Source organism: Candidatus Methanomethylophilus sp. 1R26 (assembly GCF_001481295.1).
In the GTDB taxonomy this organism is placed as follows: domain Archaea; phylum Thermoplasmatota; class Thermoplasmata; order Methanomassiliicoccales; family Methanomethylophilaceae; genus Methanomethylophilus.
Genome location: NZ_LOPS01000017.1, coordinates 89,822 through 109,247 on the forward strand (window position 1 = coordinate 89,822; position 19,426 = coordinate 109,247).

The window sequence follows — 19,426 nt, forward strand, 5'->3', positions numbered from 1 at the left end:
CCTGTCGAAGACTCGGCCTCGGTCTGGCGTTCATCGCCGGTGCGGTCGGTCTTGAGGGCGTCTATGCGCTTCTCGAGGTAGGCGTACTCCTCTTCGTAGGATTCCTTCATCCGGTAACCTCCTCCACGCCGGCCCGCGTTCGCGGGCTCAGAATATGTCCAGGTTCTTCGGGATCTTGTTCCTCTTGCTGAGATTGACCGCCTGGGTCTTGGTGTACCTGAACCTGACGTCGCATTTGGTGGGCTCGAAATCCCAGACGGAGACGATCAGCAGGTCGCCCTCGCGGATCCACATCCTCTTCTTGATCTTGCCGGGGATGCGGCCGACGCGGGACTGGCCGTCCTCGCACATGACCTTGATCTTGCTTGCCCCGAGGAGCTGGTCGGCGATGCCGAACATTTCCCCCTCTTTGATATTGGGGAGGCGGACGCGGGTTACGTCCTCTTCCGTTGATTCGAAGGGTCCTTCTGCCATTTTTATCATCCAGCCATGAGAAGCCCTGCTTATTAAGTGTTGCCTTTGATGTTTATAGAATAATAAGAAAGGAAAGGGACGGGCGCGGAGGCGGCCGCCGGACCGGGAATCCCCAAATATTTTTAAATCGAGTCCATCATTGGACCGGCACTGCTCCAGTAGTGTAGCGGCCAATCATCCGGCCCTTTCGAGGCCGGGACTCGGGTTCGAATCCCGCCTGGAGCACCATAATTCTGCATCATGCTGCTTCGATCGCGGCCTATTCTGTCGCGGTCGGTCCGCGCCTCCCGGTTCCGCGGGAGCGTTCCCGTAATCGGTCCGGGATGATATCCAGAGGGCCGTCCCCGTCATGAGCAGGCCTCCGAATATGTAGACCGCCACACAGGCTATTATCAGCGCATGGAACGAGACGGTGCATGCTGCGGCGTACGCTGCGAGCTTCGCGACTCCCCAGAGCAGGGTGAGCCTGGAGGACATCTTGGAGCGTCTCAGGACCTGCAGCATGCAGGAGCCAAGCTTCCTCAGCCCGTTGAACGGGATGAAGATGCAGAACACCCTGAGGACCCACACCATCTCATCCCTGTGCTCGGCCATCGACGGTTCCGTCGTGAACACTCCGATCAGTGGATCCGCCAGGATGAACACGGCTGCGGACAGGGCGACCGTGATGGCCATCGAGGTCCTGGCCGAATATGAGATGCCCAGCTTCATCTTGGGGATGTCGCCCTGGCCGAGCGCCGCCGAGCATACGGGGATCATCGCCGCGCCGATCGCTTCCGATACGGCCGCTATGAGGGTGCAGTACCTGAACGGGACGTTGTACATCATGACGGCAACGGTCCCGCCCGCGATGATGATGAAGACCCTCTGGATTATGTTGGTGATGCTGATGACGGTCGCCTCGGTCGTCCTCGGCCCGGCGATCCCCATGAGCTCGGACATCGCCGCCCTGTCCGGACGGTATCCCCTGAAGGACATCCTGACGTTCATCGACCCGCCCATGTACCAGTACAGGCCGATCAGGGTAGAGGCGAGGGCCCCTATCGATGTCGCCCATCCGGCCCCGGAGATGCCCATCCCAGCCCAGTAGATGAGCGCCGGGTCCAGGACCATGTTGAGCCCGGCCGACACCGTCAGGATGATTATCGACCTCTTCCCGGCGCCCTCCGAACGGAGCAGCCCGGACACCACGCCGTTCATGATGATGGCGCCGGCGAGGGCGATGAATGGGAAGGCATATTCCCTGCACCCGTCGCGGACATCGTCCGCGCCCATGAACGAGATGATCGGGTCCAGGATGACCCAGACGACCGCTGTCGTTGCCGCCGAGGCTATCAGCCCCAGGATGACGGCGTTCTCGGCGAGCTCGGAGGCGCGGCGCATATCGTCCTTCCCGATGCGGAAGGAGATGCATGCCGAAGCTCCTACTCCGAGGCCCACGCCTATCCCGGCGATGAGCCAGTACACGGGGGCCATCATCGAGAGCGCGGACAGGTCCTCATCTCCGAGCCCGGAGGCCCAGGCGGTATCGACGAAGAGGTTCACCTGGATGACCAGATAGGAGAACAGGAGCGCCCAGGCGAGCGAGCGTATCGCCTTCTTCGGTTCACCCAGCATCCTCCTCAGTTCTGCCCCGTCCATGTTAACGCCTATCTGATTTATTTTAAATATATTGGCCGCGGAAAGCGTTCCCTGCAGGCGCTTTCTGTGGTCCGGGCCCGTCCGATACGTACAATCAAAGATTAAATAACAAAGCCTATTGACTGCTTTTTCATGTCAGAGAACAGGGGCGCGAAGGAATTCACGCCCAATGTCTGGTCGAGGTATGCTATCCTCACCGCCTCCATGCTCATCATCATGGGGGCGGCGGTGGCCCCCGCGCTGAACGGGATCGAGGAGGAGTTCGGGGCAGGCAAACTGCTCACATCCTTCGTCGTGACGCTCCCCGCGCTGGCCGTCGCCTGCTTCGGGTTCCCCATGGGGACCATGGCCGATAAGCTGGGTATGAGGTTCACCCTCATCCTCTCGCTTATTATCTTCACCGTGTTCGGCATCGCGGGTTATTTCGCAACGTCGATCGGCATGCTCCTGGCCATGAGGTTCATGGTCGGAGTGGGGATCGCCGGAATAGCCACGGCCGATAACGCCCTCATCGGAATGTACTATTCAGGCCCGGAGAGGGCGAAGGTGATAACCCAGCAGGCCGTCTTCATGGGCCTGGGGGTCATCGTCCTCGAGATGCTGGGAGGGTTCCTGGCGGACATAGACTGGAAATCGCCGTTCCTCGTCTACGCGATCGGCGTTCCGATCCTGCTCTTCGCGTTCCTCGGCATCTAAAACATCGCCGGCAGCGGCAGGACAGGGCCGTCGGATGCGCCCGAGAGGAACATACCCAGGAGGAAGGCGAGGATCATCCTCTGCTACATATCGATATTCTCCGCCATGTTCTGCCTCTACGTGGTCACCGTCAACATGTCGGACTACCTAGTCGACATGGGCGAGAGCATGGCCCTGTGCGGCACCATACTGGCCCTTCTCGGGGCCATGAACTCCGTCGTGCCGATGGTGTTCAACAGGGCAGGCATCAGGCTCCCCCTGTGGAAGGCGGCGGCCGTTGCCTTCGCCTCCTACGCTGCCGGGATGTTCCTGCTGATCCCGTCCGAACTGGTCCTTGCAATCATCGCTGTGGTGCTCGTCGGCATAGGCATGGGCACCATAGTGCCGTGCCTCGTGGGGACCATATCCTCCCTCGCCGTCCGCGGGAAGGAGGGGAAGGTCCTCGGCGCTTATTCTGTCTTCATGAACCTGGGACAGTTCGTCTCCGCTATCATCGTAGGCACTATGATCGATGCGGCAGGGTTCGGAGATGCCTTCCTGGCAGTAGGAATAGCGATGGCCGTTCTCGCGGCCGTCATTTCAGCTGCTGCCAGGGCGGCCTTCTCGGACAGGCCTCAGCGTGCTACCGAGTGAAAAATAAACAGGTTTCGGAGGGCCGGGAATCCCGGCCTTCCGGTTTATTGGTTCCCGAAGCTGCTCATTATGGCCTTGCGGCAGGCGCTGCTCTCGGATGCGATCTCCGAGACGTTGTCCTGGGTGATCCTGCGGACTATGGGCAGGTCCGGCTCTCTGAGCATGGCATCCATGAGCCCGGGGTCTGGGTATTTGGTGTAGTTCTTCAGGCCGTCCCTGCTCCAATGGTCCACGAGATCGTAGACCCCTTCTATCCCGGTGTCGTAGAACTGCTCGACGAGGACCGCCCCGGCGAGGCTGCTCTCCGAGATGACCGATACGTTCGCGCCGTGAACGGCGAACTCCGATCCGTTATAGGCGACGGCCAGGCCCCCGCCGTCCTTCACCAGGTCGAGCGCCTGGTAGTCTATGGTCTCCCCTCCGATGTACGCGGTGCCGTCCATGTCGATCTGGGTCGTTTTCCTGATGTCGAGAAGAGCGTACGCCTTCTCATTGGCCCCGACGGCCGGCATCTCGCTTATCATGTCGTATGCCGAGGTCCCCTGGAGACGCCTCACGAACACGTCGTCCAGTGCCTTCACCATGTCTACCTCGTCCTTCGAGAGCGCCATCGGGACATTGAGTTTGTACCTGGTGGTCGGAATGGGCAGGTCGGCGAGCTCTGCGGCGATCTTCCTGAGCATGCTCCTCTCATCCCAGGACATGTCCGATGCGGCATTGTCCAGTTCCAGCTGGGTGCAGCCCACGGATTCCCTGGCCAGGCCTGTGAGGCTGCAGAGGGCGTCTGCAGCATGGTCGTACATGCACGAGTCGTAGAACGACGGCAGGATGTCGCGGAAATAGCCGACGACATGCGGGGCGTCCGCCATGAGCTTCATGTTCTCCGAGAAGAACTTCTCGGCCTGGTAATCGGAGACGCCGAAGGCCACCAGGAACGGGGCGACCATCCTGATGGCGTCGCCGCTGTGCCCGATGTCCGTCCTGTTGAGGACATAGGACGTGATGTTGTCGTACCTGTCGATCAGGTCGTACAGCCTCTCCCCTTTGGGTATGAAGTGCCCGCACAGCATCCTGGCACAGTCGTTCCTGATCAGGAACCCCTGGGGCTCGCATATCAGCTGCTTGTCATGCGTCAGCCCCATGTCCTGCATAGGGTTGATCTCGTCAGGCATCTCCGGCCGCCCCGTTGACCTCTTCGGTTAGGTCGTAAGGCCCGTCCAGGACCTTTCCGTCCCTGACCAGCTTCTTGTCCTTCATCTTCACGGTGCCGTCGGCGAAGAGCTTTATCGTCTCGGTTATCAGCGGCAGCTCGCGCTTCGCCCCGTGCTCGCGTATCCTGCGGAAGAGCGGTTCGTCAGTTCCCTCTTCGGCGCGGATCTGCTCCAGCGTCCTGTCCTTCAGCTTCTCATGCAGGCCGTCCCAGAGGCAGTCCCAGCCCTCTCCCCTGATGGGGAAGCGGCAGTAGGTTATGGCCGCCCCGCGGTCGTGCTCGCTGGTGCAGATGTGCATCATGGCGCCCTGCTCCCGCGCCTCGGAAGCGATGAGCTGCCAGATAACGTCCTGCCAGGTCCCCTTGGGGCCGTCTGGCAGGGCAGGATGCAGGTTGAGCATGTCGTACGCATCGCAGGTGGCGTCGTCCATCCACAGCATGTACCCGGCGAGGATGCCGAGGTCCATCCCGTACCTGCCGGTGCTCTCCCTCAGCACCTTCCCGTACTCGTTCCCCCAGGCCTTCTCGTCCCGTTCCCTGAGCTCGGGCATGAACTTCTTCCAGGAGGCGGTGACCAGGGGGATCCCGTAAGATCTGACCTCTTCGAAGAACAGCTCCCTCTGGTCTTTCTTGGGATTATCCTCCTCGGTGTTGTCCCAGTTGCAGAATACGAACGAGATCTCCGCATCGAGGTAGCCGCTTCCGATAGCCTGCTCCACCGATCTCAGGAGATTGCGGGACCCGGGGCCCCGGCCGGTGGAGAACCATCCCAGTTTCAACATCGCCACCCAATCTCCCCGCGGGTATATAGAAAGGCGCGCCCGGAAAGGCCTCGCCCGTCACACATCGAAGAGGACCGTGGCCTCGCAGGCGCTGGAATCGATGGCCATCATATGGAACGTCACGGCCTTGATCTCGGTGCGAATATGCATGCGGGACCGGTCGAGGGGCTCGCCCGAGCAGTCGCAGGTGATGCTGAGGCCGTCTCCGCTGACGCTCACCGAGAAACTGCACAGTATCAGGCCGTCGCAGTCCTCCAGGAACAGCAGCTCCGACAGGAGGAGTACAGCGCATCTTCCGGGTCCTCGCCCGAGACCTCCACATGCCTGGCCTCCAGCCGCCTGACGCCGGAGAGGTCGACCATCTGGTCGAACATCCCGTAGGCGAGGTTCGCATAGCATTCCCCCATGTCATTCCCGCGGGCGCGTATCATGAGGTCGGCCGTGTGATCGAGGACCTCGTACCTCTGCATGCCGTACGCATCGCCCAGGAGATAGATATCTGTGTCCATCGGTGCGGAATACGTGGTATCGGCAGTGCAAAACCGCTGTAAAGCGCAATTCGGTCTCTGCATTCCGCAGCGGAATCCCTGGAATCCAGGTAATATTTAATAAGAAGTCCCGTCAATCGCGGTAGCATGAGAATAACAATCGTCGGATGCGGCTCCATCGGCTCCAGGCTGGCCAAGGCCGCTGACGAAATGGAAGAGGTCAAGAGGATCTACCTCGTCGACATCAGGAAGGACATCGCCGATAATCTGGCGGCAGGGCTGAAGAAGGCAATCGTGGTAGATTCCGTTGAGGATGAGCTCTACCACTGCGACCTGGTCATTGAGGCATCGTCCCAGAGCGCTGCCAGGCAGATCGCCCCGGTCGTGGCCGCAAGGGGAGTGGACATCATGATCATGTCCGTCGGGTCTCTCGTCGACGATGAGTACAGGGCCGCGCTGTTCCAGAACGCCAGGGAGCACGAGGCGAAGATCTTCATTCCCACCGGCGCCCTCTGCGGCGTCGACGGGCTGAGGTCCGCCAGCCAGGACGACCTCGACTCCGTGGAGCTGATCACCACCAAGGGCCCCAAGTCCCTGGAGAACGTCCAGTACCTTCTCGACAAGGGCATCGTAGTCGATAAGATCAAGGAGAAGACCGTTGTTTACTCCGGCCCCGCCAGGGACGCCGTCAAGTACTTCCCCAAGAACATCAACGTCGCGGCCACGGTATCCCTCCTCGGCATCGGCTTCGACAGGACCAAGGTCACCATCGTCTGCGACCCCGAGGCTACCTCCAACTCCCACGAGCTGAAGTATGAAGGGAAGTTCGGCAAGGCTGTTGCGCACACCTACAACATCCCTGAGACCGACAACCCCAAAACCTCGCACCTCGCCGCCCTCGCCGCCATCGCGGCGCTGAAGAGGATCTGCCGCAACGAATGGTTCGGGATCTGAAACCAGGCAGGCCCGGCTGATGCGATTCATGGGATAGGCCCCCCCGTCCAGTCGAATTCTGTTCCAAGCGGGGGGGGCGATTCAGATTATGCCGCGCCGAAGGAACAAGGCAACATCGCATGCATGCCCGGACCATTTCAGAAGAGCCGCAGTCGGAAAAACAGGACCCCCACAGTCCCGGCATCACAGGTCGATGTCCGAGACTGATGTCAGTTAGAAACGGCCGCGGGCCTGCTGATTCATCAAAAAGGCTATACAGTATACACAGAGCATACTGATGGCAGAATCATTGGTCATAAACAATGCTGCGATGTCCAATATCTATTAGGAGTATGACCAGCACATCATCATGAATTTCGGCCAAGATCCTGTAATCCCCTACTCTGTATCTCCAAGATCCTTTGTATTGACCAGTCAGTGCCTTTCCTGTTCTGCGCGGATCATCGCAATTTTCAAGATTCTTTCCAATCCAATTATAGATCCTGAGTGCTTCTATCGGATCCTTTTTCTTCATCTTCAACAGTGATTTCTTGGCATCGCTGCTGTATTCGACGCGATAGCTCAAAGGAATCCCAATTCCTTTCCGACATTATCGTGGGAGTAAGTGACGGGATTCTTCTCGAATCTTTCCTTCGCCTCTTTGAAGGCCTGTATATCCATCTCGTCCTCGATCATCTGCATAGTTGCTTTCCTGATGACCTCAGATATCTTCATTCCGTACAGCATTGCATACTGTTCTATGGCTGCCTGTTCATCTTCAGAGAATCTGATCGAGTAGACCATATTTATTGTATGACAATTGTAATACTTAAAGATTGTTTGAAACAGGTAATGGAATTTGCAATCAGGCAGTCAGTAACTTCATCAAAGGTACTTAAAATCAAAATTGGAACCTAACTTGGTTTGCTGGGGATCAAGAAGAAGAGGGGCAGGAAACTGAGGGTTTTCGGGTTCTCTTCATGAACTTATGCCTAACATTACCGAAAATGCGGGCAGTTGCAATTCTGTTTATACGCTGTGGTAATCATCTGATTATGGCAACAAGAGCGGAGAGGCTGATGGCGAACGCGCCCGAGGACATGGACGCGATCGTGATCGCCAACGGCGGCGAGAACTTCATCGACTCGATGTACAAGTACCTCCTGAACCCCAAGGGGGGGGTCTTCGAAGACTGTTACATGGTCGTCAGGAAGGATGGGACGCAGGATGTAATCGTCAATATCCTGGAGGAAGAGGCCGCCCGCTCCGGGACCGGGAACGTCCGCGTGTTCCATGACCGCGCCGAGCTCGAGGCGATCTTCAAAGACTGCCTTGGGGACTGCAGGAAGGTCGGCTTCAATGTCGACTCCGTCCCTTACAGCACCGTCACGGGGATCAAGAAGCTCTCGGGGAACGATTTCGAGGTGGCGGACGCCAGGAAGGCCATCGCCGATACCGTGGCCGTCAAGGATGCCGACGAGATCGCCGCCATACAGAAGGCCTGCGACATCTCCTCGCAGGTGGCCAGGGAGATCCCGGAGTACCTGTCCGAGGGAGTCTCCGAGACCGAGGTCGCCACCAGGATGGAGATCAGGATGCAGGAGCTCGGCGGGAGGGGGCTGGCCTTCGACACCATCGCCGCCTTCGGCCCCAATTCGAGCATGCCACATTACATGCCTGCGGACTACCGGCTGAGGAAGGGCGATGCCGCTCTCTTTGACTTCGGATGCAAGTGGGGAGGCTACTGCTCCGACATGACCCGCACCGTCTTCCTGGGGGAGCCGCCGGACATCATGAAGAGGGCGTACGAGGTCGTGAGGGAGGCCCAGCAGGCCGGCATCGATACCTACCGCGACGGCGCTCCCGCCAAGGACGCCGACCTCGCGGCCAGGAAGATCATCGATGCTTCCGAGTTCAAAGGGAAGTTCATCCACTCCTTCGGCCACGGCATCGGAATGGACGTCCACCAGCCCATCTATGTCAGCTATCGCTCGGAGCAGGTCCTGAAAGCGGGGAACGTGGTCTCGGCGGAGCCCGGCGTGTACATCCCCGGAGTCGGCGGGGTCAGGATCGAGGATACCGTGCTGATTGAGAAGGACGGATGCCGCCGTCTCTCCGACTTCCCCAAGGAGCTCACGATCGTCGGATGAACAGCGGGCGGACGGCTTTTTATCCTCGTTCGGCATCTCTAGAACGGAGACCTCTCAATTGGTAAGGTTCTACAAGTGCAGCAGTTGCGCCAACACGTTCATCAGCGACGAATGGCACTCGTACTGCCCTCACTGCGGCGCCCACGGCTGGAGCACCGACAAGGTGTTCTTCTTCAAATGCTCGGGGTGCGGCAGGATCTTCATGGGCGACGATGTCGACCAGACATGCCCGTTCTGCGGCGGTTCCGGCTGGAAGGCCGAGGATTTCGCGTTCTTCAGGTGCGGACGGTGCGGGAAGTATTTCGTCGGCGACGGGCTCAACGAGAAGTGCTCGTTCTGCGGCGGGTCGGGCTGGAGACAGTGAGGCCTGCCGTCGAGTGGGATGCTCTCATCGAGAGGAAAGGCGGCTATCGTTCCGTGTGCAGGGCCCGCCCGCTGCGCGGAGCGAATGTCCTCATCGATCCCGATGACTACGTATGCATCGATATCGAAACCACCGGGCTCTCGCCTGCCCGCGAATCGATCATCGAGATCGCGGCGTACCGCATGAGAGAGGGGGCCATGGATGATGCGTTCGTCTCGTTCGTGAGGCTGATAAACATGTAAGTTCCTTCATCACGTCGCTCACCGGCATAACCGACGCCGATGTCGAAGATGCGCCCCTGCCGTCCGAGGTCCTCCCCGATCTGAAGGATTTCGTCGGCGGCGATCCCATCCTGGGGCACAACGTCAGTTTCGACATGAATTTCATCCACGATGCCTGCCTGCGGGAAGGGATCGAGCCCATCGGGAACGATTTCTTCGATACCAAGAACATCGCCAAGTGGGGGCTGCCCGGGCTGGAGAACGGAAGGCTGGAGACCGTTGCCGAATATCTCAGCATACCGCTCGGGGTCCATCACCGCGCAGGCGCCGATGTGGAGACCACCGTCAGATGCTATGAGGCAATGGTTAAGGGCAGGGAGCCCATATTCAGGCGAAAATAATCAAAAAGTTTTTACTTATCTTCACTGAGCGGTCTCAAAACAGATCGCGGCGCCCCAGGCTCAGATCTGCTGTATGAGGGTGATGTTCTGCCTGTCGCCGGAATTCTCCAGTCCCGAGCAGTCACCTTGGATGTGGCCGAACTTCACAAGCGGATATTTCCATACAGGCCTGCCGTCGTCCCCGCTGAGGGGCGTGGGCCCGTAGAAGATGACCATGGCATTGACCCTCGGCCACCAGCAAATGTCGCCTGCATCGAAAACAGTGGCCGCCTCGCCTTTGATCTCAGGATCCGCAGGCAACTCGAAATAGTACAGGCCGGAGACCTGATTGGCCTCCGCCTTGTACTCAGGAGATGAAAGGAACCAGACCGAGCTGCCTATGTCGCTCTCGTCGAGCAGGGCGGGGTAATCCCCGCACTTTGTCCTTATGAGCAGTTTCAGCACGGGCCGGCCCCCGAAGGCCATCAGTTCTTCGCAGCCTTGCGCTGGAAGAGAGACCTGACCATGGCGCCGGTCTTCTCGATGTCCTTCTTGGACTCGGCGTCCATCATCTTGTGGAGGTTGACGAGGCCGTTGGCCCACTCCTGCCTCCACTCGGTCTTGAACTCGCCGGCGTCGATCTCGCGGTAGATCTCCTTCATGCCCTCGATGGACTTGTCGTTGATGACCCTGTCCCTGCGGGTGAGGCCGCCGTACTTGGCGGTGTTGGAGCAGACGTTCCACATGTAGGTGAATCCGCCGGAGGTGATGAGGTCGATGATGAGCTTGCACTCATGGTCGCACTCGAAGTAAGCGACGATGGGCGGGAAGCCGTTGTCGACAAGGGTCTGGTATCCGGACTGGATCAGCTTGGAGAGGCCGCCGCACTCGACAGCCTGCTCGCCGAAGAGGTCGGATTTGGTCTCGTAGTCGAAGTTGTCGACCTCGAAAGTCCCTGCGCGGGTGGCTCCGAGCCCTTTCGCGAGAGCGAGCGCGATCTTCTTCGCGTTGCCGGTGAAGTCCTGGTGGACGACGATGAGGGCGGGGACACCGAATCCCTCGACGAACTGCTGCCTCTCGGCGTCTCCGGGGGCCTTGGGCGCCATCATGATGACGTCGACGTTCTTCGGGGGGACGATCAGCTTGTAGGTGATGGCGAAACCGTGGGCAAAGTCGAGAGCTGCGCCCTCTTTCAGGTTGGGTTCGACGTACTGCTTGTAAACGTCGGGCTGGGTCTCGTCAGGGGTGAGGATAAGGACAACATCGGCGTCCTTGACGGCCTTGTCCATGGTGGTGACGGTCATTCCGCCGTCTTCCTTGGCCTTCTTCCAGGAAGGTCCGTTCTCCCTGACACCGACGGTGACATCGAGGCCGGAGTCTCTGAAGCAGAGGGCCTGCGCGCGGCCCTGGGCACCGTATCCGATAACGGCGATCTTCTTTCCTTTGAGGACGTTAAGGTCTGCGTCCTCATCATGGTAGATTTTTGTTTCCATGAATGATTCCTCTGAATGTCCCTTTATACTTCGCTTTATAAGTATGTTTGTGGGGCTTATTATTGCCTGGTATCAGCAGGGATTTGCGTGGACAGGAAAACTGCTGACCCAGCCTTATATCATTATTACATAATGCTCTGAATGTTATTAAATTGAGAGAATGCAATCCGCAAAATCACAGTTCTTCAAATACAGGTCAGAACACAATCCCGATATAGCCGATGCAGCCCGATATGTCAGGCGAGAAAAATACCTGGAACAGATGGAACACTATCGCGGTCGATCTCCGGTCAAGGTCATCACAGGGTCAGAAGATGCGGGAAAACTGTCCTTCTCAAGATGTTCATCAGCGGCCTCATCGAAGACGGAGCTGATGAAAAGGACATAGTGTACCTGAATTTCGGCACAGAATTGGGGCTGTTGGCGGGATCGGCATCGGAACTTCTGAAGATCGTATGCGGTAAAACCGCGCCGGGGCCCGGGTAATACATATTCCTAGATGAAGTCCGGAATGTCAGCGGCTGGGCGGATGCGGTCGAGGCGCTGCGTCTGAGCGGTGCGGACATATACGTCACAGGTTCCGATGCGCATATGCTTTCCGCGGACCTCGCCGGCAGGCTGTCGGGGAGAGCCGTAGAAATCCGCGTGAGGCCGCTTGTCTTCAGAGAGTACCTGGAATTCCGCAGAGCTTACTGTCCGGGCGAAGATGAGAGCGGGATGCTGAACGACTTCATCCGCTGGGGAGGGATGCCTTTCATCGCCGCTCATATGGGGAACAGGAAGGGCCTTCCCGACATCCTCTCGGGGATCTGCAATACCGTTTATGTGAAGGACATCATCGAGAGGAACAAGATCAGGAACCCTCTGGCACTCTAGAACATATCTCAGTACATGATGAGGATGATAGGGAAACGGCTGTCGGTAAGGGAAGTCTGCGGATTCCTGGCAGGCAGGGGCTGCAGGACGGATCCGTCAGCGGCAGAGTCGTACGCAGGATACCTGGAGGATTCGCTTCTGTTCGAGAAGGCCGGGGGCGGAGGCTGATGTCGCAGAGCAGACGGGGCTCAGCGGCAAACTCTACGTATGCGATCTGGGCCTCGGAAGGTCCCAGGTCCCGTTCCCGGAGGAAGATGTCCTCAGCATGATCCGGAACATCGTCTTCAATGAGCTCCTTTACAGGTACGGCAGCGCATCGGCCGTGGCTGTCGGCAGGGAGAGGCGGGAGATTGATTTCGTGTGCGAGAAGGACGGAGGCCGCCTGTACTTCCGGGTGATTGGCGACATCTTCGATACAATCGTCCGCGAACGCAGGATGAAGCCTCTGGATACGGTGAAGGACAGCTGTCCGAAGACCGTGATCTCCCCCAGCAGGTATCTGTCCGACAACATCCGCGGGATCAGGATTGTGACCCTTCTGGACTTCCTCACCGAGGATCAGCGAGAGCAAGTCGGCCTTCCGGCCCGTATGGGTATCAGAACCTGCAGCGCCCTTTGACCGGCGGCAGGTCGGGGTTCGGGGGAAGCATCGGGAGAGCATCTTCCTCTGGGTCGCAATGTATGTCGACCACGCAGGTCTCTCCGCATCCGAAGGCCTCCTTGAGGGCGTCGCGCACCTCGCCCGCACGTTCGACGGTTATCCCTTTGGCGCGGTACGCTTTGGCGATCATCGCGAAGTCCGGGTCGTCCCCCAGCTCGGTCTCGGAGTAGCGCTTGTCCCAGAAGAGCTTCTGCCACTGCCTGACCATGCCCAGCCATCCGTTGTTGAGCAGGACGACCACCACCGGGAGCTTCTCCGCGACCGAGGTCGCCAGCTCCTGGATGACCATCTGCAGCCCCCCGTCGCCTACGACGGCCGCCACTTTGCAGTCGGGACGGGCGGCCTTGGCGCCTATGGCCGCCGGCAGTCCGAACCCCATGGTCCCGAACGATCCGGAGGACAGCAGCTGGCGCGGCCTCTTGATGTCCAGGAAATGCATCGCCCACATCTGGTTCTGCCCGACGTCGGTGGTGATGATGGTATCGCTGTCGATGAAAGCGTTGAGCTCCTTCATGACCTTCTGCGGGACTATGGGGGAAGTGAAGTAGTCGTAGTCGCAGGTGCACCGCTTCTTCCATTCGCTGTTCATCCTCCTCCACTGCTCCCGGTCCGCAGGGGCCTCTCCCAGAGCATCGAGGATCAGTCCGAGGGCCTTCTTCGCATCGGCCTTGATGTTGACGGCCTCCCTGTTCGCCTTCCCGAACTGGGTGGCGTCGATATCGATCTGGATGACCTTGCAGGCCTTCGACGGGGCGGTGTGGGGCGAATACGTCCTGTCCGAGAACTTGGTGCCGACGGCTATGACGAGATCGGCGCTGCTGAACGATTCCTGGGCGCACATCTTTCCATGCATGCCGAGCGCCCCCATGCAGTAAGGGTCCGAACTGGGTATGATGCCGATCCCCATCAGCGGGGTGACGACGGGCGCGGAGATGGCGCGCGACAGGCGGGCGACCTCATCCGAGGCGCCGGCACCTATCGCTCCGCCGCCTGCCATTATAACAGGGCGCTTGGACTCCCTGATGAACCTGACGGCATCAGGTATGCCGGAGAGGTCCTCTGTCGGTTCTTTGATGCCGTAATGCTGCTCGGTGAGCGACTCATCGATATCAGCGTTGATCTGGTCGACCGGCAGGTCGATATGGACCGGCCCGGGCCTTCCGGAGCGGGCGATCTGCCATGCCTCATCGATAGCATGCGGCAGCCTGTTGACGTCCGTGACCCTGAAATTGTGCTTGGTGACGGGCATCATGAGCGAATAGGCATCGACCTCCTGGAATGCCTCGGATCCCAGGACCTTCGAGCCCACCTGGCCAGTGAGGGCGATCATCGGAACGGAGTCTGCATAGGCTGTGGCGATCCCGGTGAGCATGTTGGTGGCTCCCGGCCCGGAGGTGGAGAGGCATACGCCCGTCTCCCCGGATGCACGGGCATAGCCGTCGGCGGCGTGGCCGGCGCACTGCTCGTGCCTGACCAGGATATGCCTGATCGAAGATTCCCTTATCTCGTCGTAAATGGGGATGACGGAACCTCCCGGATATCCGAACATCGTCCCGACGCCTCTGTCCTCCAGCATTTTGAGCAGAGCTCTGGAGCCTTTCATGCGAATCGGTCTGTAATCGCATTGGATTATAAATAAGGGGAAGAACCCGCTGGGTGCGGGCCGGGAAGATCTCTGTCAGGTTGGCGGCCGCGGCCGAATTTTTCAGTCCGCGATAGTGATGGTGCTCGCCACCTATAGGTAACCATATATGCAGCGTCCTTGACAGAACTCTGCATGCCGATTTGACCTTCGCGCTCGATTATTACTGTTTGTTTTTTTGAAGTTTATGTTCATCCCATATTATGATTGTAAAATATGATGTAATGGATATCGCAGTTATGAGCGAGGCGCCTCCTGACGGCATTATTTCCCATCTCTGAAGCAAATACCCCGTTATACATACAGTCAATACTATGATAAAAAAATAACTCTTATTTTGAACGTCATAAATTTTATTGAGGATATATATTTTTATAGTTGGTGTAGTAGGCAATTTGATTTTATATCCAATGACTTTATATGAATTAAATAACTTTATTTCAATGCATATTCCATTGGAAATGTGTAGAAAGTTGGAGTCAATATATCCAATGATGCCTGCACCTATGCCGCTAATTCCTAAAATTATCGCGGCAATCTGACCTATTCCAGGGACCAAAGATAAAGCGCCAAGACCTGATGCGGCAATAAGATAGCAAAGATCAGAGTCTAACCAAATTTTATATCCATAATCAGTGGTCTCGAGTGCGGTACGACCTGCATTTATTGTTTGAGTTAACTTATAATCTACCATTCCGTCTTCATTAAGGTAGAACATAAGGAGATCGTTTGTTCCAAAGAATGATTCAATATCATATTCTGTGAGACTTAGGTTTTCCAAAGGTATTACTTCGTAGCCTTCCAAAGTTAAGAACACGGGTTTTTCATTCGATGATGAACTTTCATCGAACAAAGCCAGTGACAATGAGAAAATAATGAGTATTGACACTACGCCTAGAGCGAAATTTTTCTTATAATTTTGCAGGACATGTTTATTATTTTTCTATTCATTATTAACTCCATTGATTTTTCTCTCCCTATTTAGACATTAATTGTGATTATATTATCATATCTAAATTATGTTTAGAGTATATAAAATCATCATCCTACAAGTTTGTTTTAATTCGGTAATAAACTCCTCCAGATTTCTTAAACCGGTTGAAGCAACAGGCTATTCAGTCTATGAGAGCGGATTTCGTCGTTTCATGAATCAATCTGCTTTACCAAACCATCAAATGTTCTGTTCATAGTCACAAACCTAACTTATTCGGATGATGAAATAAAATTATGTTCCATGGCAGGTGTTAGCGGATTGTGATTTCGAAATCGATAGGGTTCGATTGCATCAACGAACTGTTTTGATCGATGGATGCCGAATCGAAAAAAAAAAAACTGGCAAGGGAAAACGAAAGACCTCGGTTCATCCGTTTTAGATATTCGTTCGCAGAAGCCTGCCGAATCCAAACATCACGGTCCAGACAGGATATAACTGGCAAGAAGCGCGGAACGAGAATGGGGTGGAATCTCTTGAACCGAGGTTCGCAGACGGAAAGCCTGCGAACATGGCTCCCGAACAGAAAGAAAGATTCATGAAGGCCGTGGCCAGGAACATGATGGCTATGCTTGAAGCCGGAGAATATCTTGAACGCATGTTCAACACAAATTTCGCGTCCAAACATGTCCGTGAGATGCTCCGGAAGACGGGTTTCAGATATGCGAAGCCAAACGACGTCGAATACTGCCGTCCCGCGGATGCGGAGGCGGTTTTAAAAAAGACTCGGAGTCGCATTAGGCTCGCGAATTTTGACGGCATTGTATTCGGATTCGCTGACAAATCGGCCCAGAGGATCACTGTTCGCACTGCGAGGCCTGGCTCCACGGCAGACCTGTAAAGAAAGTCAATTAGGACTGCATCAACGCCAACATCTTCGGTCCCTATGCTCTCAGAGGAAGAGCCCCCCCTGTATGTCCCGGTGGATCGAAAGCGAAGGACATGTGCACTTCCTGGACACTGTGCGTGAAGTTAAAGGTACCAAGAATGTAATCATATCGACAACGGTCCGATCCACCATGCGGAGATTGTCGCGGGACATGTCGCAGAGTTGAACATCCAGTTCGTTTTCCTGCCGCGCCGCGACTATCTGATTGCTGCGGTCTGGGAGCTTTCGAGAAGGAATCTGCCAGTCTCAGTTATGCAAAGGCATGGTGCGACAATTCTCTGATCGACCATAATTCTAAAAAGTTAGGTTCATGACTGTAAGAGGAATAGCCCGGCCCGAAGGCGGAGGTTCAGTTCAGCTGTTTCCCCTCGATTCTTTCCTTGTATACGATTATTACAAAGAGGATGGAAAGGGCTACTGCGGCGATGGCATAAATAATCTGGGTTTCATGAACGCCGCATAAGTCCTCCAATACTCCGTGCATCCATGACACAAAGAGACCGATTGCAAGTCCCATAGTTCCAGCAACGAGGTATTTATGTTTCATCAACTCACTGCCTGCCGATGTTCATGATCTTCGGCTCTACGGGCGTCTTGATGGTCACTCCGAGGATATGCCTGTGCTTGTAAAGCTTCACATCGACGGTGATCCCGTTGTTCCAATCGAGACCGTCCATGATTGCTTTGTTTATCTCGTTTGTGATTACGCTTGTTATCCCACCAAAAACCACTGCACCGGCAACCGATGTTATCATTGTTCCGATGAGTGCGGTGAGAGCCCCCGCCCCCCCGCTAATAATGGCATTTACCGCATCGCTGCTCAGATAGATCCTTATGCCGTCATGGATCCTCTCGACACCGGTGCGTCCGTTGTCTATGCTGTCGGATGTTTCCGCATACAGCTCGTCGTTATCATCGGTGAGGATGTATATCGTATCGAAGTCGAGGTTCTGGAATACCGCATCCATCTCGCTGTCTGCGATTCCGAGATTCTCGGCGGTTATGATGAAAAGAGAGTCATCATCGGATCCCCCATCATCCCAATTCACAACGGCGGCCGCCGCACAGACAGACACCATACAGACAGCGGCGATGAAGGCGGCGACCTTCAATTCGTTGCTCCTACTGATGCTGGGAATATCGGTTTCCATGATTAGTCAAGTGACTATCGATTATAAATGTTCTCACATATTATTGGAAGATAAATAGACGACTGATTAAAATAAATGTAATATTTTTATATTACATATTAATAAAATTGATTAAAATGAATAAATGTAAAGATACATCGATTGTTATGTCAGTAATGGCAATCCTGGCCGCCGCCGGTATCGCGTTCATCCTCCTTTCAGATGGGACGGAAAGCGGCGACGGAGATGCATGGTCCTGGGATTATGCGGGTGTATCCTATTCTGTCGAGTTCCGGATATCCGAAGAGGATTGCGGGGCCGCGCACCCGGACGGCGGGGAACGCATACCGCTCGGGGACAGCGGTTCCAAACTGGAGCAGTTCCGCGATGCGGCCGTCCCGGCCGGATCATGCATCGATGCATTGGCCGACACCTTATCGTTGGTCTATGCCGGAACCGATGCGTCCTCCCCGGAGTTCCTAGGTTATGTCCTCGAGTTCATACGCCAGAACATAGCATACTCGGATGACCTCAATCTTTACGGCATGCCGGACTGGATTGCTTATCCGGAGGAGACCCTGCTGAACAGAGCAGGCGACTGCGAGGACATGGCCATACTTTTCACATCGTTGGCCTGCAGGCTGGGTTACAGCTGCGGGATGGCCCTGTTCGACGGTCATGTCATCGCGATGGTCTCTCTGGATGATTACTCCCCGCCCGATGACTGGGTCATTGCGTCGTATCATGTCAGCGATGACGGGAGGACCTACTATGCATGCGATCCGACGGCGGCCTCCGGCTGCCCGGTCGGTTGCAATGATGTTACGGATTATTCCAACGATAAGATCCTGGCCTTCCTGGCTTTCAACGGAAGCTGAAATGCATCACCTTCCAGATCCATTGCCGTCTAGGAAAAGGGCAATCACGCATCGTCCGTTTATACGGCAGTTCGAAACCATCAGTTCCACATTCGATCACTGGATCATTGGTTATAGCATTGTCCGAGAGCTTCGATATCCTCGATTCGGAGACAGAGGTAATGGATGATGATGTCCTCGTAGCTGCCGTCCTTCATGCGGAAGCCTCCGGGTATGGTGCCCAACTGCCTGAATCCCATCTTCCTGTACAGTGTAAGCGCAGGATAGTTGGTGGCCACCACCGCGTTGAACTGGATGATCCGGAACCCCGCTTCCCTGGCCTTCTCGATTGAATCCCCGACCAGGATCTCCCCTATGCGCTTCCCGCGGGCGCTCCTCTCGACGGCGTAGCTGCAGTTCGCGATGTGCCCGCAGCGTCCGACGTTGTTCGGGTGGAGTATGTAGAGCCCGACGGCCTCCCCCGTCTCGGTGTCGCGGACGATGCCCGTGTAGGTCTGGGAAGAGAAGAAGTCCCTCGCCTGCTCTTCCGAGAGGCAGTCCTCCTGCGGATAGGCGACGCCGTCTTCCACGACCTCATTCCAGATGCGGGCCGCATCTTTCGCGTCCTCCCCGGAGAATTTCCAGATCTCCATTGCCATGGATGATGCCATGCTTGAACGGATATTTATCGAAAGTCGTTGGAGGATTATAACAAGTACTGGGCATCATAAAAAGCGGTCTGAAATCAAGGTGCCAAGATTTTTGGTATCTCGATTCTCGGAATTTTCGGTTCTATAACATTTCGTGTGGAATCGGGCAGAGGAGCAGGCTCATAACGACCTGCAGCTGTCGCGGAAGAACACTATCCTTCCGAGACGCATCTCCTTCCCGTAACCTCTCGCCAATCCCTTGGAC

The 19,426-nt window shown here is 56.3% G+C and carries 20 protein-coding genes, 1 tRNA gene and 4 pseudogenes; 11 read left to right on the plus strand and 14 right to left on the minus strand.

Annotation, left to right across the window (positions count from 1 at the left end):
• Positions 1-147 precede the first annotated feature (147 nt).
• Positions 148-474, minus strand: coding sequence for a translation initiation factor eIF-1A (gene eif1A, locus AUQ37_RS03935; protein ID WP_058747484.1), 327 nt, complete (start codon positions 472-474; stop codon positions 148-150).
• Positions 475-626: 152 nt separating this feature from the next.
• On the opposite strand from eif1A, the gene AUQ37_RS03940 reads away from it, so the two are divergent.
• Positions 627-702 (plus strand) — tRNA-Glu (locus AUQ37_RS03940).
• Positions 703-993: 291 nt separating this feature from the next.
• Here the strand turns inward: AUQ37_RS03940 and AUQ37_RS13535 are convergent.
• Positions 994-2,115, minus strand: a pseudogene (locus AUQ37_RS13535) (MATE family efflux transporter); the annotation flags it as partial.
• Between the two features lie 204 nt (positions 2,116-2,319).
• Here AUQ37_RS13535 and AUQ37_RS12225 point away from each other — a divergent pair.
• Positions 2,320-3,444: pseudogene (locus AUQ37_RS12225) on the plus strand (MFS transporter).
• A gap of 44 nt (positions 3,445-3,488) precedes the next feature.
• Here AUQ37_RS12225 and AUQ37_RS03965 read toward each other — a convergent pair.
• The 3 genes and pseudogenes from AUQ37_RS03965 to AUQ37_RS13540 form a co-directional block, all read right to left on the minus strand.
• Positions 3,489-4,616, minus strand: coding sequence for a hypothetical protein (locus AUQ37_RS03965; RefSeq protein WP_058747489.1), 1,128 nt, complete (start codon positions 4,614-4,616; stop codon positions 3,489-3,491).
• Positions 4,609-5,436, minus strand: coding sequence for a phosphoribosylglycinamide formyltransferase (locus AUQ37_RS03970; protein ID WP_058747490.1), 828 nt, complete (start codon positions 5,434-5,436; stop codon positions 4,609-4,611). Before AUQ37_RS03970 ends, AUQ37_RS03965 begins: the two co-directional genes overlap by 8 nt.
• Before the next feature lie 57 nt (positions 5,437-5,493).
• A pseudogene (locus AUQ37_RS13540) lies at positions 5,494-6,008 on the minus strand (archease).
• A gap of 63 nt (positions 6,009-6,071) precedes the next feature.
• On the opposite strand from AUQ37_RS13540, the gene AUQ37_RS03980 reads away from it, so the two are divergent.
• Positions 6,072-6,878, plus strand: a complete 807-nt coding sequence (locus AUQ37_RS03980; RefSeq protein WP_058747492.1) for an aspartate dehydrogenase — start codon at positions 6,072-6,074, stop codon at positions 6,876-6,878.
• A gap of 286 nt (positions 6,879-7,164) precedes the next feature.
• Here AUQ37_RS03980 and AUQ37_RS09500 read toward each other — a convergent pair whose 3' ends face one another.
• Together AUQ37_RS09500 and relB are read right to left on the minus strand one after the other, a co-directional pair.
• Entirely contained in the window at positions 7,165-7,443 is a 279-nt protein-coding gene (locus AUQ37_RS09500) for a type II toxin-antitoxin system RelE/ParE family toxin (RefSeq protein ID WP_082662390.1), read from the minus strand.
• A complete protein-coding gene (gene relB, locus AUQ37_RS03985) occupies positions 7,440-7,661 on the minus strand; it encodes a type II toxin-antitoxin system RelB family antitoxin (RefSeq protein ID WP_102134595.1) in 222 nt (73 codons plus the stop codon). Before relB ends, AUQ37_RS09500 begins: the two co-directional genes overlap by 4 nt.
• Positions 7,662-7,912: 251 nt before the next feature.
• Between relB and AUQ37_RS03990 the strand changes: the two genes are divergently transcribed.
• The 3 genes and pseudogenes from AUQ37_RS03990 to AUQ37_RS04005 all read left to right on the plus strand — a co-directional run bounded on the left by AUQ37_RS03990 (position 7,913) and on the right by AUQ37_RS04005 (position 9,993).
• Complete coding sequence (locus tag AUQ37_RS03990; RefSeq protein ID WP_058747493.1) at positions 7,913-9,007, plus strand: aminopeptidase P family protein; 1,095 nt, start codon at positions 7,913-7,915, stop codon at positions 9,005-9,007.
• A gap of 58 nt (positions 9,008-9,065) precedes the next feature.
• Positions 9,066-9,371: a hypothetical protein gene (locus tag AUQ37_RS09905; protein ID WP_058747494.1), complete on the plus strand. Its 306-nt coding sequence runs from the start codon at positions 9,066-9,068 to the stop codon at positions 9,369-9,371.
• Between the two features lie 53 nt (positions 9,372-9,424).
• Positions 9,425-9,993 (plus strand): annotated as a pseudogene (locus AUQ37_RS04005) (PolC-type DNA polymerase III).
• 60 nt (positions 9,994-10,053) lie between these two features.
• Here AUQ37_RS04005 and AUQ37_RS04010 read toward each other — a convergent pair.
• Entirely contained in the window at positions 10,054-10,437 is a 384-nt protein-coding gene (locus AUQ37_RS04010; protein ID WP_058747514.1) for a cyclophilin-like family protein, read from the minus strand.
• 20 nt (positions 10,438-10,457) lie between these two features.
• Complete coding sequence (ilvC, locus tag AUQ37_RS04015; protein ID WP_058747497.1) at positions 10,458-11,465, minus strand: ketol-acid reductoisomerase; 1,008 nt, start codon at positions 11,463-11,465, stop codon at positions 10,458-10,460.
• 489 nt (positions 11,466-11,954) lie between these two features.
• Between ilvC and AUQ37_RS04020 the strand changes: the two genes are divergently transcribed.
• The 3 genes from AUQ37_RS04020 to AUQ37_RS04025 all read left to right on the plus strand — a co-directional run bounded on the left by AUQ37_RS04020 (position 11,955) and on the right by AUQ37_RS04025 (position 12,960).
• Positions 11,955-12,341 carry an AAA family ATPase gene (locus AUQ37_RS04020; RefSeq protein WP_082662393.1) on the plus strand — a complete coding sequence of 129 codons (387 nt, stop codon included), beginning with the start codon at positions 11,955-11,957 and terminating at the stop codon, positions 12,339-12,341.
• Between the two features lie 15 nt (positions 12,342-12,356).
• Entirely contained in the window at positions 12,357-12,509 is a 153-nt protein-coding gene (locus AUQ37_RS09915; protein ID WP_157844272.1) for a hypothetical protein, read from the plus strand.
• A 97-nt stretch (positions 12,510-12,606) separates the two neighbouring features.
• A complete protein-coding gene (locus tag AUQ37_RS04025) occupies positions 12,607-12,960 on the plus strand; it encodes a hypothetical protein (RefSeq protein ID WP_058747499.1) in 354 nt (117 codons plus the stop codon).
• On the opposite strand, the gene ilvB is transcribed toward AUQ37_RS04025, so the two are convergent.
• Both ilvB and AUQ37_RS04035 read right to left on the minus strand, forming a co-directional pair.
• A complete protein-coding gene (gene ilvB, locus AUQ37_RS04030; RefSeq protein WP_058747500.1) occupies positions 12,938-14,605 on the minus strand; it encodes a biosynthetic-type acetolactate synthase large subunit in 1,668 nt (555 codons plus the stop codon). The two genes, AUQ37_RS04025 and ilvB, sit on opposite strands and share 23 nt — an antisense overlap.
• Positions 14,606-14,807: 202 nt before the next feature.
• Positions 14,808-15,533: a hypothetical protein gene (locus AUQ37_RS04035; protein WP_058747501.1), complete on the minus strand. Its 726-nt coding sequence runs from the start codon at positions 15,531-15,533 to the stop codon at positions 14,808-14,810.
• A gap of 568 nt (positions 15,534-16,101) precedes the next feature.
• Here AUQ37_RS04035 and AUQ37_RS04040 point away from each other — a divergent pair.
• Positions 16,102-16,476, plus strand: a complete 375-nt coding sequence (locus AUQ37_RS04040; RefSeq protein WP_058747502.1) for a hypothetical protein — start codon at positions 16,102-16,104, stop codon at positions 16,474-16,476.
• Between the two features lie 397 nt (positions 16,477-16,873).
• Here the strand turns inward: AUQ37_RS04040 and AUQ37_RS09920 are convergent, their stop codons facing one another.
• Entirely contained in the window at positions 16,874-17,071 is a 198-nt protein-coding gene (locus tag AUQ37_RS09920; protein ID WP_157844273.1) for a hypothetical protein, read from the minus strand.
• A gap of 4 nt (positions 17,072-17,075) precedes the next feature.
• A complete protein-coding gene (locus AUQ37_RS04045; RefSeq protein ID WP_058747503.1) occupies positions 17,076-17,675 on the minus strand; it encodes a hypothetical protein in 600 nt (199 codons plus the stop codon).
• Between the two features lie 155 nt (positions 17,676-17,830).
• Here AUQ37_RS04045 and AUQ37_RS04050 point away from each other — a divergent pair, with 155 nt between their 5' ends.
• Positions 17,831-18,532: a hypothetical protein gene (locus AUQ37_RS04050; protein ID WP_058747504.1), complete on the plus strand. Its 702-nt coding sequence runs from the start codon at positions 17,831-17,833 to the stop codon at positions 18,530-18,532.
• 104 nt (positions 18,533-18,636) lie between these two features.
• On the opposite strand, the gene AUQ37_RS04055 is transcribed toward AUQ37_RS04050, so the two are convergent.
• Entirely contained in the window at positions 18,637-19,170 is a 534-nt protein-coding gene (locus AUQ37_RS04055; RefSeq protein ID WP_058747515.1) for a GNAT family N-acetyltransferase, read from the minus strand.
• Between the last annotated feature and the right edge of the window lie 256 nt (positions 19,171-19,426).